General features: G+C 70.6%; 16 protein-coding genes. 8 read left to right on the top strand and 8 right to left on the bottom strand.

The annotated features are described in order from the left end of the window. Complete coding sequence (locus HDC37_RS07595; protein ID WP_179559813.1) at positions 1 to 357, top strand: hypothetical protein; 357 nt, start codon at positions 1 to 3, stop codon at positions 355 to 357. Between the two features lie 50 nt (positions 358 to 407). Here the strand turns inward: HDC37_RS07595 and HDC37_RS07590 are convergent, their stop codons facing one another. The 3 genes from HDC37_RS07590 to HDC37_RS07580 all read right to left on the bottom strand — a co-directional run bounded on the left by HDC37_RS07590 (position 408) and on the right by HDC37_RS07580 (position 2039). Next, a complete protein-coding gene (locus HDC37_RS07590; protein WP_306457549.1) occupies positions 408 to 668 on the bottom strand; it encodes an ATP-dependent DNA ligase in 261 nt (86 codons plus the stop codon). Further along, the gene (locus HDC37_RS07585; RefSeq protein WP_179559811.1) at positions 668 to 1660 is read right to left on the bottom strand and encodes an SDR family oxidoreductase; all 993 of its coding nucleotides are present in this window, start codon (positions 1658 to 1660) and stop codon (positions 668 to 670) included. Before HDC37_RS07585 ends, HDC37_RS07590 begins: the two co-directional genes overlap by 1 nt. Before the next feature lie 94 nt (positions 1661 to 1754). Further along, positions 1755 to 2039 carry a hypothetical protein gene (locus HDC37_RS07580; RefSeq protein WP_179559810.1) on the bottom strand — a complete coding sequence of 95 codons (285 nt, stop codon included), beginning with the start codon at positions 2037 to 2039 and terminating at the stop codon, positions 1755 to 1757. Positions 2040 to 2264: 225 nt separating this feature from the next. Here HDC37_RS07580 and HDC37_RS07575 point away from each other — a divergent pair, with 225 nt between their 5' ends. Beyond that, complete coding sequence (locus HDC37_RS07575) at positions 2265 to 2699, top strand: hypothetical protein (protein WP_179559809.1); 435 nt, start codon at positions 2265 to 2267, stop codon at positions 2697 to 2699. After that, positions 2699 to 3154 carry a CinA family protein gene (locus HDC37_RS07570; RefSeq protein WP_179559808.1) on the top strand — a complete coding sequence of 152 codons (456 nt, stop codon included), beginning with the start codon at positions 2699 to 2701 and terminating at the stop codon, positions 3152 to 3154. The genes HDC37_RS07575 and HDC37_RS07570 overlap by 1 nt, the downstream gene beginning before the upstream one ends. 37 nt (positions 3155 to 3191) lie before the next feature. Here the strand turns inward: HDC37_RS07570 and HDC37_RS07565 are convergent, their stop codons facing one another. Beyond that, positions 3192 to 4190, bottom strand: coding sequence for a glycosyltransferase family 2 protein (locus HDC37_RS07565; protein WP_179559807.1), 999 nt, complete (start codon positions 4188 to 4190; stop codon positions 3192 to 3194). A 123-nt stretch (positions 4191 to 4313) separates the two neighbouring features. On the opposite strand from HDC37_RS07565, the gene nhaA reads away from it, so the two are divergent. The 3 genes from nhaA to HDC37_RS07550 are packed head-to-tail and all read left to right on the top strand — an operon-like array spanning position 4314 to position 8242. Beyond that, positions 4314 to 6206 carry a Na+/H+ antiporter NhaA gene (gene nhaA / locus HDC37_RS07560; protein ID WP_179559806.1) on the top strand — a complete coding sequence of 631 codons (1893 nt, stop codon included), beginning with the start codon at positions 4314 to 4316 and terminating at the stop codon, positions 6204 to 6206. 10 nt (positions 6207 to 6216) lie between these two features. After that, positions 6217 to 7860 (top strand): cyclic nucleotide-binding domain-containing thioredoxin-disulfide reductase, encoded by a 1644-nt coding sequence (locus HDC37_RS07555; protein WP_179559805.1) that lies wholly within the window; start codon positions 6217 to 6219, stop codon positions 7858 to 7860. A 31-nt stretch (positions 7861 to 7891) separates the two neighbouring features. After that, positions 7892 to 8242, top strand: a complete 351-nt coding sequence (locus HDC37_RS07550; RefSeq protein WP_179559804.1) for a UBP-type zinc finger domain-containing protein — start codon at positions 7892 to 7894, stop codon at positions 8240 to 8242. 10 nt (positions 8243 to 8252) lie between these two features. On the opposite strand, the gene HDC37_RS07545 is transcribed toward HDC37_RS07550, so the two are convergent. Beyond that, a complete protein-coding gene (locus HDC37_RS07545) occupies positions 8253 to 9146 on the bottom strand; it encodes a zinc-ribbon domain-containing protein (protein ID WP_179559803.1) in 894 nt (297 codons plus the stop codon). 70 nt (positions 9147 to 9216) lie between these two features. Here HDC37_RS07545 and HDC37_RS07540 point away from each other — a divergent pair, with 70 nt between their 5' ends. Then, positions 9217 to 9648 (top strand): GIY-YIG nuclease family protein, encoded by a 432-nt coding sequence (locus HDC37_RS07540; RefSeq protein ID WP_179559802.1) that lies wholly within the window; start codon positions 9217 to 9219, stop codon positions 9646 to 9648. 42 nt (positions 9649 to 9690) lie between these two features. On the opposite strand, the gene HDC37_RS07535 is transcribed toward HDC37_RS07540, so the two are convergent. Both HDC37_RS07535 and HDC37_RS07530 read right to left on the bottom strand, forming a co-directional pair. Continuing rightward, complete coding sequence (locus HDC37_RS07535; protein ID WP_179559801.1) at positions 9691 to 10683, bottom strand: NADP-dependent oxidoreductase; 993 nt, start codon at positions 10681 to 10683, stop codon at positions 9691 to 9693. A 65-nt stretch (positions 10684 to 10748) separates the two neighbouring features. After that, positions 10749 to 11897: a hypothetical protein gene (locus HDC37_RS07530; protein ID WP_179559800.1), complete on the bottom strand. Its 1149-nt coding sequence runs from the start codon at positions 11895 to 11897 to the stop codon at positions 10749 to 10751. Between the two features lie 105 nt (positions 11898 to 12002). Here HDC37_RS07530 and HDC37_RS07525 point away from each other — a divergent pair, with 105 nt between their 5' ends. Next, positions 12003 to 12476 (top strand): YdeI/OmpD-associated family protein, encoded by a 474-nt coding sequence (locus HDC37_RS07525; protein ID WP_179559799.1) that lies wholly within the window; start codon positions 12003 to 12005, stop codon positions 12474 to 12476. Positions 12477 to 12518: 42 nt separating this feature from the next. On the opposite strand, the gene HDC37_RS07520 is transcribed toward HDC37_RS07525, so the two are convergent. Further along, positions 12519 to 13094, bottom strand: a complete 576-nt coding sequence (locus HDC37_RS07520) for a TetR family transcriptional regulator (protein ID WP_179559798.1) — start codon at positions 13092 to 13094, stop codon at positions 12519 to 12521. Positions 13095 to 13131: the final 37 nt, after the last annotated feature.

Genomic DNA, 13131 nt, shown 5'->3' with positions numbered 1-13131 from the left:
GTGGGCACCATCTTCTACGGCGGCTCGGCGACCCCCATCCACATCGAGGATCGGGCGCTGGCGCACCTGAAGGTCGTCATCGCCACGAAGCTGCGCCGCGATGAGAGCTTCACCCTGTCGTGGCGGCATCCGGATGAGGAGCCGACCGGGCGCAGCACGATCTGGCTGCACCCGTCGATTCCGTTGCGCTTCGTCTTCGACGATCCGGAGCAGCCTGCGATCAGCCGTGCATGGATCGACGAACTGGTGGGTTCGGCGAATTCCAGCGGCGGCATCATGCTGATCACCGACCACATGGACGCCTCCACGGAGAACGCCGCTCCGCAGCACATCGCCGAGCTGCGCGCCCTCCGCTGACCCGCCCGCGATCGCGCCGCGGCGTCGCGAAGCCGACCCGACCGGCGGGGTCAGCTCAGGCCGCGAGGGGCCGACCCGGGGTTCGGCGGATTCTCTTCCTCGGCGGGCTCGGGAGTGATGCTGAGGCCGTTCGGGCCGCTTGCGGCGAGCATGAGCTCCTCGATCCACAGGCGGTTGATGCGGGGGTTCCGGCTGCCGAAGAAGTGGAACTGCATCGGCACCGACGGGTGCATCCAGAAGCTGCGTCGACCGCTGCCGTCGCCGATCTCGACGTCGAACATGAACGACTCCGACCGGCGGAGCTTGTTCATCACGACGATCCGGAGGTGAGCGAGCGTCCGGTCTTCGATGTCAACGGAATTCGCCATCGTGTCATAGATGAACCTGCCCATGGGGAGATCCTACCCAGTCCGGCCCCACCAGGGCGGCGAGTGCGTGCGGCTACAGCGGCTTGCCCCCCCGTCACGGCGAGGACGGCCCCCGACGTGTACGACGCGTCGTCCGAGGCGAGGTAGACATACGCCCCGGCGAGCTCCGCAGGCTGACCGGCACGCCCGAGGGGGGTGTCGGAACCGAAGGATATGAGCTTCTCCTCGTCGAAGCCGGTCGCGGGGATGAGCGGTGTCCAGATCGGCCCCGGAGCAACGGCGTTGACCCGGATGCCCCGCTCGCCGACCTCCTGCGCCAGCGCCTTCACGAACGCCACCTGCGCCGCCTTCGTCATCGCGTAATCGATGAGCCCGGGCGAGGGCTGGAACGCCTGGACCGACGAGGTGACGATGATCGATGCTCCCGCCGCCAGTCGCGGCAGGGCTGCGCGCGCGGTGAACATCAGCGCGTAGAGGTTGGTGCGGAAGACGCGATCGAACTCGTCGGTGGGGATGGTGGCCAGGCTGTCGCGGTCGGCCTGGTACGCGGCGTTCAGCACGACGATGTCGAGACCTCCCATCTGCTCCGCCGCGTCACCGACGATGCCCGTCGCGAACGCCTCGTCGCGCAGATCGCCGACGAGCGCCGCACCGGTGCGGCCGGCGTCTTCGACGAGGGAGACGGTGCCCGCGGCATCCTGTTCCTCCTCCGGCATCGCCGTGATGACGACATCGGCGCCCTCTCGCGCGAACGCGATGGCCACGGCGCGGCCAATACCCGAGTCGCCCCCGGTGATGAGGGCGCGCTTGCCGGCGAGCCTCCCGGAGCCGACGTAGCTTTCCTCGCCGTGGTCGGGGTCCGGCGTCATCTCTTCGGTGGTTCCGGGCTGCTCCTGCCCCTGAGGCGGGAAGTCCTGCTCGGTGCTATCCGACATGGGAGTGCTCCTCGAGGTCGACGGCCGATGTCGAGTCGACTTTCGTCGCAGATGGTCGCAGGAGCGAGGGGGTTGACAGCCGGATGCCGCGGGTTCACCCGCGCGCGGGCGGGCGGTGCGGGATCGGCACCGGTCGGCGCGGTCCGCCGCTGCCGCGTGAGAGCACCTCTACGGCGGTGCGGAGAACGTCATCGAGGCGGCCGAAGTGGTCGGGCGCGCGAATACCCCGGCCCCAGATCACGTCGACGCCGAAGGCGACACGCGTCACGATGGCGATCACACCGCGGGGGTCGTCGTCGGGCAGGGAGCGATCGCGGAGCTGCCACGAGTCACCGGTCACCGGCGCGAACTCGAAGAATCTCTCACTGAGGTTGTACATGGCTTTCACCTCGTCTCGATGGTGCGCCCGAAGGAATGGCGTCGCCCAGACCCTTGACAGCGGCGGTCGGACCACTTCCGCTGTCCGCCCCGCTCCCCCGCGACCGCGCGGTACCCCGCGACGACGCGACCGTCAAGCGGGTGCGCACCGGACCCCGTCGCGCCAGGCTGGACCACAGCCGCGGTATCGTCCATCGACGGCACCGCCCCCGGGAAGGGAACCCACATGACCACGAACCAGCCGCACGACGACGACAAGGCAGCATCGGTGAGCCCGACGCCCGCGGGCGGCGGCGGTGCCGATTCCGGCGCGGCCCCGGCAGTCGCCCCGGAGGGCAGGGATGCGACAGGCGACGAGGCGTCGAGCCAGAACGACATCGCCGGTGTCGGCCCGCGCGGCGGAGAGCCTGACGATGTCGCCACCCAGGACGCACCCCTCGAGGATCAAAACTCCACGACGCTGAGCGAAGAGGTGCGCGGCATCCTGGTGCAGACCCGGGCCGACATCCAGCTCGGCAACGCGCGCGAAGACCAGGTTCGCGACATCCTGTCCCGCCGTCTGCGTGACGCCGGTCTCGCTGACGACGTCGACCTCGACGCCCTGGTCCGAGAGGTGGAGAGCCCCTCGGACGACGACACCTCTCCGGGCGTCCACCCCTGATGGACGTCGTCGAGGCGCTCGCGGAGCGCGCACAGGAGCGCGGCGCACGGTTGGCCGTCGCCGAGTCGCTGACCTGCGGCCTGCTCGCCTCGACGATCGGAAAGGGCGCATCGGCGCAGGAGTGGTTCGCCGGGGGCGTGATCTGCTACGCCCTCGACGTGAAGGAGCGGCTCCTCGGGCTGGAACCCGGCACGGATCCGTGTTCTCCGCAGTGCGCTGAGCAGCTTGCCCGGGGTGTGCGCCGGCTCATCGTCGCCGACATCGCCGTGTCGGTGACCGGCGTCGGCGGTCCGGATCCCTCGGACGGACACCCCCCGGGCACCGTGTACGTGGGGTGGGCCGATGACACCGGTACCGGGCACCGCGCGCTGGCGCTCGACACCGACGACCCGGGCGAGGTGCTGGAGGCAAGCGTCGAGGCCGCGCTCGACGTCTTCCTGGACCGCCTCGGCTGAGCGCGTGGGTGCGCCCGCTCGCGGGCCCGAGGGCGGATCAGGTCCTCGCGTCCACGGGCGGAAGATCCTGGAGGTCGCTGCGGTCGCGCAGGGAATCCCCGTCGTCCACCGCCACCGTGTCGCCGTCCGCGTCGGGGGTAGGTTCGTGGGTCTGCGCTCCGTCGGCGGCGTCGGTCGGGTCGGAGGGCTGGGATGCTGTCGCGTCGCTCATGTGGTCCACTGTGCGGCCCTCACCCACGCCGGTCGACCCCGTTGACATCCGGGCGGCACCGGGGAAGGTCCGCCCCGTCGCGCGCGCGAGGGTGAGGCGCGCGACCCGCACGGGTGGCACGTTTCGCGGCCAGTGGAGGAAGACCGTGTGGATGCCGCGGCGGAACCGCCGACGCATTGCCGACGCATCGGCGAACGGCCGCATGGACACCCCCATGGGGAGCCCCGGAACCAGAGCGATGCGGTGACGCTCGCCGAGATGGAAGGCGAGATCGAGATCGTCGTGCACGTCGGGGTCGTCTCGGTGGACGAGATGCGCGACGCGCTGCCAGGCCTCTCGTCGCACCGCCAGATTCGACCCCCAGAGCGGCGCGTGGCCGAGTGCCGGCCAGAGCGATGCCGAGTAGGCGAAGAGGTAGATGGCGGCGAGCGGTCGGCGGAGCCATGCGGGTCCGTCGACGAAACGGCCACCACCCGTCACGGCGGCGAGCTCGGGCCGGGCATCGAAGGCGCGGACGATCCCCGCCACCCAGGTCGGGCCCGGTCGACAGTCGGCATCCATGCGCGCGACGATGTCGCCGGTGGCCGCATCGAAGGCAGCCGCATTCGCGCGGGGTATCCCGCCGCCGGGCACCCGCACCAGACGGGTGCCCGCCTCCCGCGCGACCGTTTCGACGTGGTCGTCGGAGCCGTTGTCGAGCACGACGACCTCGTCGGGTCGCACCGTCTGCTCGCCGAGCGCCGCCAGCGCCTGCCGGAGCTCGTCGGCGTCGTCCTTCACGGGGATGACGACACTGATCCGCGGCCGGTGGGTCGGGTGAGCCATCCCTCGACGGTAGACACGAGCCGCCCCGTGCCGCGGGGGTTTGACGAGGGACGGTTGGATCGGGTACCGACGCGGGATGATGTGCCGGACACACGAGTGCTCTAGCATGTGCCCAGTTCGACCATGAGTGCTTCCACGACATCCGCCGACCCGCCCGCCGCGCCCGCGCCCCGCCCGCGCCGACGGCATTCCATCGCGGAGAAGATCGGGGCGATCGGGCAGAACCGGGCAGCCGCCCTGCTGCTTCTCATCGCCACCGTCGCGGCCGTCGTCTGGGCGAATGTCGCGCACGGGGCCTATGAGTCCTTCTGGGAGATGGAGCTGACGGTCGGGCTCGGCGACATCCAACTCGACTTCACCCTCCACGCGCTCGTGAACGACGCCCTGATGGCGATCTTCTTCTTCACCGTGGGCCTCGAAGTGCGGCGCGAGTTCGCGATCGGCGAGCTCACCAGCTGGTCCCGCGCGCTGGTGCCCGTTGTCGCGGCGCTCGCGGGCCTCGTCGTCCCCGCCCTCCTGTTCTTCTGGGTCGCCCTCCCCTCGGGGTACGCCCACGCCTGGGGCGTGGTCATCTCGACCGACACCGCCTTCCTGGTCGGCGCCCTCGCACTGGTGGGTCCGAGGATCCCGGGGCGACTGCGGATCTTCCTGCTCTCGCTGGCGGTGGTCGACGACATCGGCGCCCTGAGCATCATCGCGCTCGTCTACACCGAGAACTTCACTCCGCTGCCACTCCTGATCGCCGCGGTCGGGCTGGTCGGCGTGTATTTCACCCGCTATCTGCCGTCCGGTCGCGGTCCGGTGTACGCGACCCTCGCGATCACCGTGTGGCTGGCGTTCCTCGCCTCCGGCGTGCACCCGACCCTCGCCGGTGTCGCGATCGCCCTCCTCGTACCGGTCTACCGGCCCAACCGGCGCGACGTGGAGCATGCGCTCGACCTCGCGCGCACCTTCCGCCAATCGCCGAACACCGAGTACGCCCGAGCCGCGGCGAACAGCCTGCGCGAGTCGATCTCGATCAACGAGCGCCTGCAGTCCGCCTACGCCCCGTACGTCGCCTACGTCATCCTGCCGCTGTTCGCTCTGGCCAACGCGGGCGTTCAGCTCACGCCGGAGATCCTCGCCGGCGCGATGGGCTCCGCCCTCACCTGGGGGATCGTCATCGGTCTGGTCGCGGGGAAGTTCCTCGGCGTCTTCGGGTCGTCGGCCGTGCTTCGCGTGCTGAAGATCGGCGACTTCGGGCCGGGCCTCACCCTCGACCGGATCGCCGGAGGAGCGGCCCTGTGCGGTATCGGATTCACCATCTCGCTCTTCATCGTCGACCTCGCGATCGACGACGACCTCGCCCAGAACGAGGCGCGGGTCGGGGTTCTCGCCGCATCCGTCCTCGCCTTCATCGTCGCCACCATCGTGTTCCGGGTGTCCGACGCGATGCACCCCGATGTGCAGACGGGCGAGACCCTCGTCCGGGCGGTCGACCCACGACGCGACCACATCTTCGGTTCGATGGACGCGCCCTACGAGATCGTCGAGTACGGCGACTTCCAGTGCCCGTTCTGCCTGAAGGCCTCGGGATCGATCGAGGAGGTCCGGCGAGAGCTGGGAGATCAGCTGCGGTACGTGTGGCGACATGCGCCGCTGACCCAGCAGCATCCGAACGCCCTTGCGGGCGCAGAGGCGTCGGAGGCGGCGTCGCTCCAGGGGCGGTTCTTCGAGTTCGAGCGCGGTCTCTTCTCGGATCAGGAACACCAGCTCCCCTCCGACATCGTGCGCCTCGCGGCCTCGCTCGGGCTGGATGTCGAGCGGTTCGAGCGCGACCTCACCTCACCCGAGGTGACCGCACGGGTGCGCGACGACATGCTCGACGCCGAAGCGATGAACATCTCAGCGGTGCCGACGTTCTTCCTGGGCGGCCGCCGCCATCACGGTCCCTACGACGCACAGACTCTCATCCGTTCGCTGCAGGCGTCACGCGAAGAGCCGCGGGCCCCTCGCGCTGACGCACCGGCTGAGTAGCCTTCTGGGCATGGCCGGTCAGAATCTCGACGCTGTCCAATCACCCACCCTCACCGACTCCCAGTGGGAGCGCCTCACGTCCGCCGCGGAGTCACGGGATGTCGCCGCGGGCGAGTACGTCTTCCGTTCGGGTGAGCGCGATTACCCGATGATCCTGGTCGGCACCGGCGAGGTGGAGATCGTCCGCGATGCGCTCGCCTGGGCGGACGAGGAGATCCTCGCCGCGGTCGGTCCCGGCTCGATCGTCGGCGAGCTCGGGCTGCTGAACGGTCAGGCGGCGTTCCTGTCCGCTCGCGCGACCGAGGCGGGGAGGATGTACTTCCTCCCCCGGACGCAGCTGCGCCGGATCATGAACGAGGACGACGAGCTGTGCGACATCATCCTGCACGCGCTCTGGGCCCGCCGCGAGAGCCTTCGACGGGGTTCGGCGGCGTGGACGCTGAAGTTCCTCGGCAGGGACGGGTCCAGCGAGTTCCTGGCGCTGCGCCGGTTCGCTGAGCGGATCGACCTCATCCACGCCGCGCACGCGGTGACCGATCATGAGGTGCTGAGGGCGGAGGCGTCGGGGAAGACCCTGCAATTCACCGCGGAGGACCTTCCGGTGGCGTTCATCCAGGGCGAGCCCCTCGTCCGGGCGACGCCCGGGATGGTGGCCGACCGGCTGGGGCTCAGCTACCAGGGACAGGCGGACGAGGTCGTCGACCTCGTCGTCATCGGAGGCGGCCCCGCCGGGCTCGCCGCAGCGATCTACGGGGCGTCGGAGGGTCTGGAGACGGTGCTCCTTGACGCGGTCGCTCCGGGCGGCCAGGCCGCAGCGACGTCGCGCATCGAGAACTTCCTCGGTTTCCCGTTCGGTGTGAGCGGCAGCGACCTCATCGGACAGGCGACGCTGCAGGCACTGAAGTTCGGTGTCCGTGTCTACGCGCCCTGCGAGGCGATCGCCCTCGAACAGCACGGCGACGACCTCGATGTCACCCTCGCCGACGGGAGGCGCATCCGCACGCGCAGCACGATCGTGACCTCCGGCGCCAGCTACCGCCGGCTGCAGCTGGATCGGTGGGAGGACTTCGAACGCGCCGGCATCTACTACGCCGCCACGCCGCTCGAGCTGCGGCAGGTGGCCGAGTCGCCCGTCGTCGTGGTGGGCGGGGCGAATTCGGCGGGACAGGCCGCCCTCTACCTCGCGGCGAACGGATGCGACGTCAACCTGGTCGTTCGTGGAGATGACCTGTCGTTCCGGATGTCCAGCTACCTGGTCGACCGACTCCTGGAAGACCCGCGCGTCCACGTGCACACGCGCTCGCACGTCGTCGGCCTCGACGGCGACCGGTCGCTGCGCCGAGTCGCCATCGACAGCGTCGGCGAGGTCGACGCGCGCGGTCTGTTCTGCTTCATCGGCGCCGACCCCGCGACATCCTGGCTTCCCGATCTCGACCGCGACGACGACGGCTTCGTGCGCACCGGCACCGACATCACCGTGCAATCGCTCACGCGATGGCAGGCGACGGGACGCGAGCCCCTGCCCTTCGAGACCTCGCTCCCCCGCATCTTCGCCGCCGGCGACGTGCGCCGCGGCTCGATGAAGCGGGTGGCCGCGGCGGTCGGCGAGGGTTCCAGCGCCGTCGCGTCGGTGCATCGTGCTCTGGCGGGATGACGGCGTCATCCGGTCGAGGGAGGGAGACCCCATGAGTGAGACAGCCATCGATCCGCTCGCTCGCCCGAGTGGCGACGGGTGCGTGGAATGCGGCGCGCACGACGGCTGGTGGGTGCACCTGCGGCGGTGCGCGGCCTGCGGGCACGTGGGATGCTGCGACGACTCGCTCGGTCGTCATGCCACCGCGCACTTCCGTGAGACCGGGCACCGCGTCATCCAGAGCTTCGAACCGGGCGAGGACTGGTTCTGGGACTACATCGACGAGCGGATCGTCGACGGGCCCGAGCTCGCGCCGCCCCGCAGTCATCCCGACGACCAGCCGGCGCCCGGGCCGCGCGGTCGGGTTCCGCTGAACTGGCGGCAGATCCTGCAGGAGCGGTGAACGGCCCGGCTCACGTCGCATAGGCGTCGATGAGGAGAGAACCGCGGATGCTGCGGAACGCGTCGAGCAGCAGGCCGACGGTCCGCGGGCCTGTCGAGGTGATCTGCAGGTCATGGGGACCGAGCTTCTCGAGCTTGCCGCTGCGCAGGCGCACCACCTCCCACCCGGCCTCGCGGAGGAGCCGGTCTTTGCGCCGATCGGAGTCCTCGCGGGCGCCGACATGCTCCAGGCCGAACCGACCGATCGTGTCGTACTCCACCGCGATCCGCAGCTCGGGCAGGACGAGGTCGGGCCAGACCTCGCGGTGCTCGAAGAACGGGCGTGAGACGCGGACCGCGGTGTGACCTCGCGTCACCGCGAGCGCGCCGAACAGTCGCTCGTGCAGCAACGCCTCCGCCGCCGACGCGGGCTGGGGTGCGCAGACGCTTGCGAACGACGTGCCGGACGGCACGTCGGGCGTCTTCTCGCAGATGGGGCCCGGCCGGGCGCTCCGGCGCGGGGCGCGAGAGGGTGCTGCGCGGGAGGACGACGTGATCGGCGGCGGCGATGAGGCATCTGCACCGGGCGGCAGCAGTGCCAGTGCGGGAAAGGCACCGCGCCCCGTGGCCGCCTCGAGGCACTCGGGGCACCAGGCCGACCGCCGGCGTACGCGCCCGGGGCGACTTCGCTGCTCGGTCGGGGTGGCCGCGAACAGGTGGCCCGCGTCGCACTGCCACCGCAGCAGCACGTCGGCGGCCGGGGGGATCTGCGACAGCGCGATCCCGGCGTTGAGGTCGGGGTGGTACTGGCGCGCGACGGCCGGGTAGGCCGCCCACGCCTCGCGGTAGGTGCCGATCGCGTACGGCACGTCCGCGCCGCGCGAGAATTGCCGCCTCGCCCACCACAGCTCCACCCTCTCGGTCATGGCCGAGAACCTAGCGCGTGCATCCGACACTCCGGGGCGGCGTGTCGGAGCTGCGTCCTACCCTGTGGCCATGGGGATCAGGCGGGTGATGCCGGGGCCGTGCGTGCTGTGCGGCGAGCGCCGCGGCGTCCGTCGGAACGGCTCATGGTTCTGCGCCGTGTGCGCCTGGCGGGTGGGCGACGCGCCCGATCCGGATCTCCCGCCACCGCGAGTCGACGTCGTGTACTACCTCGGGTACGCCGAGCGGGTGAAGATCGGCACCACTCGCGAGCCCCGCGCGCGCCTCCGCGCGATCAGGCACGACGAACTGCTCGCCTTCGAACCCGGCGATCGCACGGTCGAGCGCTCACGCCACCGGCTGTTCGCGCACCTCCGTGAGGGCGGTGAATGGTTCACCTCCGCGCCGGAACTGCTCGCGCACATCGGCGCTCTCCCCGGCAGCGCCGACCCGTGGGGCTCGTACGCCCGGTGGGTCAGCAGCGCGCACCGGGAGCGGCTGTGACCGGGGTCTGCTGCCTGGCGTGCGCCGGGCGTGCTGCCTGGGTCAGCCCGCCGCCTCCCAGACATCCCGGGCCTTCAGGGTACGCACCGTGGTCACCGGTCGCGTCGCGAGCACCACCTTCCCCCGGGCGTGGAGCTTGCCGAGATCGGCGTAGGCCTCGGCCACGTCTCGGAGCGAGTAGAGCCCCGACACCAGCAGGGTGAAGGCGCGCTTCTCGGCGAGCTGAGCCACGCGCTCCAGCAGCGACGTCGCCTGAGCGACCGACTCGGGATCGTCCTGCAGCAACCGCACCTCGGTGTCTCGACGGTCTTCGCTGGACCGGTAGCGCGAGGGTGAGACTTCCAGGTCCTCGGCGAGCGCGCGACCGTCCTGCCCGAAATTGTCGATCATCGCGGTGATGGGCTTTCCCGCGGCCTTGCGGATGCGGTCGGCGATGCCCGGCCCGTACAGCACCGGTTTGATGCCGAGCTGCCGCAGATAGTCGAAGTTGCGCTCACCGCACGTGCCGATGACCGTCGCTCCGCGGTATCGCGCGATCTGCGCCTCGATGCTCCCGACCCCGCCGGCCGCGGCCGACACCACGACGGTGTCGCCCTCCCCGACGCGTACCTGGTCGAGGATGTCGAGAGCCGTCGCCCCCGCCAGGAAGAGGCCGCCGGCAGCCTCCCACGACACCGTGCGCGGCTTCTTCACGAGCACCGACGTCGGCACGGTGATCGCCGAGGCGTGGGCTCCCGCACGCACGTGCCCGACGACGTCCATCCCCTTGGCGAAGCCGTGGACGTCCTCACCGACGGCGATGACCGTTCCCGCGAAATCGCTTCCCGAGCGACGCGGGAACGGGTCGTGCGCGAAGGCGTCCTCGCGACCGCTCCGGATGAATCCGTCGATGTGGCTGATGCCCGCGGTGATGACCTCGACCGTGACCTCCCCGCGCCCCGGCGGCGGGAGCTCATGCGTACGCACCTCCAGGACGTCGGCATCGCCCGTGCGGTCGTACTCGACCACCGTCGCTTCGGTCAGCTTCTTCGCCATGCCGGTCCCCTTCCACCGTCGACGAGCCGGATGGCCCGGCGGACACCGTCGTCCGTGTCACAGGGTTATTCGGGCAGGACGCCTCGAACGGATGCATCAGGGAGCCGAATACCGTGAGTCGGCCCCGCTTCGGCGGCGTCGCCGGTGTCCGCGGGTTGGTCGGCGGTGAGGAAGCGGATGAAGACAGCGATCCAGCCGAAGATCAGGGCGAAGACGACGATCTCGAAGGCCGTGAGACCGAAGTAGCCGGTGGCGAACAGCACGACCGAGACCAGCAGGGCGATGAGGAAAAGGGCCGCCGCCCGGAAGTAGGCGCGGGGCAAGCCCCGCATGAGCCAGCGCCCCCCGGCCAGGAGGCACAGGAACATCGCGGCCAGCCCCGACGCGCAGAGGTTGTGGATCAGCAGACTGGCGTTCACCGGCACAGCCCCGACGCCCGCGAGCATGATGCCCATGACGACGAAGAGCGTCGGCACCACGCGCCAGCGCGCCGCCGGGTCGATGCCGCCGGATGCCGCCGCCGCTGCCAGATCGTGGGCGACGTAGACGGCGAACGCGGTGACCAGAAGCCCACCGAGAATGAGGGTGCCGTTGAAGACGACGCTCGAAAGGTGCCGGAACGTGCCGAGGTGGCTGAAGTGGATCTCCCACCAGGCCGGGTCGGGGGTCGTCACCATGGCGGTCAGGGTGCCGACCACGACGAACGCCAGCAGCAGGGAGGACATCCGCCGCGTCGTCATCCCCGAAGCGGACAGATACACCAGGTAGGCGGTGATCCCCGTGGTCGCCCCCATCAGCACGGCCGCCCAGAACGGCTCGACGTCCCATCCGATCAGTCCCGCGTTGAGAACGAGGAACACGACGAGGGCTGCAAGGGTCGCCAGTCCGGCGTGCACGAGCGCCACCGCCACCGCGTTGACACCGAAACGCCACGACGACAGAACCAGTCGCCACCGATGGCCAGGGGAGCGCCGGGCCCGCCAATAGCCGACACCCGCGGCACTGACCGCGGTCACCGCGCACGCCGCCGCCGAGATCCAGCCGAAGGACCCTTCACCGGAGAGAGGACGGGGTGGCCCGAACCACCCGAGGAGGAGTCCGAGCACGCCGCCCGACGCGGCCGCCGCGACGAAGGCGTAGAACGCCTCACTCTCGACGCGCACGCGCGTGGTCGGGACGGCGGGGGCGACGGATTCAGCACTGGACGACGTCACGGCAACCCCTTCGACGAGGTGGGTGAGGTCACCGTACCGCCAGGCCGTCTCGGCCGGTAGAGTCCGACCGCGCAAGCCCTGACGGATGAGACGAGGGAGGGTGACGTGAGCGAGTCCTGGCCGCTTCTGGGAGCGCCGCACGAGGTGACGGGGTTCATCGAGCCGATGGTCTGGGGACGCTCGCGATACACCGTGCTGCGGATACCTCCCTCTCTCGTCGAGGCCGCCGACGACGCCGGCACCCGGCGGGTGGCCGGCCGACTCGAAGACGTCGCGGTCAACCTCGCGCTCACGCGCGCCCCGGTGATCGACGACACGTTCGTCTGGACGGGATCGTCGCTGCTGCGCCGACTGCGCCTGGAGGTCGGTGACCCTGTCGCCGGGTGGCTCGCGCCGGTCGACCCCGACGAGGTACCCGTGCCCGACGACCTCGCTGAGGCACTCTCGGCCGCCGGGCTCCGGGAGCGATGGGATCTGCAGCCGCCCACCACACGCCGTCGCCAGCTCGTGCCGATCGACGGCGCCGCGACGGCGGCCACACGACATCGACGGATCGAGGCTCTCCTCCGCGCCCTCTGAGCCGCCGACCCGCCCGTTCCGGCATGCCGGACGCGTCGCGCGTCACACGGGGATGACGAGGTCCATCACGGTCCGCACCGAGGGAAGGGCATGATGAACCCGCTCGCGCAGCGGCTCCGGCTCGTCTTCCTCCAGCCACGCGACGAAGCTCGTGCGGTACAGGGCGAATCCGATGGCCGCGAGCAGTTCGGCGTCAGCTTCGGTGTAGCCGCGCGCGGCGATCGCCGCGGCGATCTGCGGCTGCCACGCCGCCTGTTTGGCCAACTCCCGTCCCGCGAGGGCGACATCGGTCTTGATGATCGCGTGCCGCACGCGCAGGCGCGTCCGGTCCGGCTCCATCGTGTCGGCCAGCACGCCGAGCGCGTGACGCATCAGCTCCTCGGCGCGAAACGGCGGCTCGAGCGTCGCGATCGCGTCGAGCAGGAGCGGCAGGAGCTCGTCCTCCTCAGCGAAGAGCACCTCCTCCTTGTCACGGAAATGCCGGAAGAACGTGCGCGGCGTGACCCCCGCCGCCGTGGCGATCTGCTCGACCGTCGTCGCCGCGAACCCTCGCTCGACGAAGAGCGACACCGCAGCGCCGGCGAGACGCTCACGGGAATCCTCTGGCCAACGCGGCATCCGTCCACTCTACCCTTGCGTCACATTATGACATCAC

This window comes from Microbacterium sp. AK009 (genome assembly GCF_013410955.1).
In the GTDB taxonomy this organism is placed as follows: Bacteria; Actinomycetota; Actinomycetes; order Actinomycetales; family Microbacteriaceae; genus Microbacterium.
Note: the sequence above shows the minus strand (reverse complement) of the source record. Positions and strands in the feature narration are given on the sequence as shown.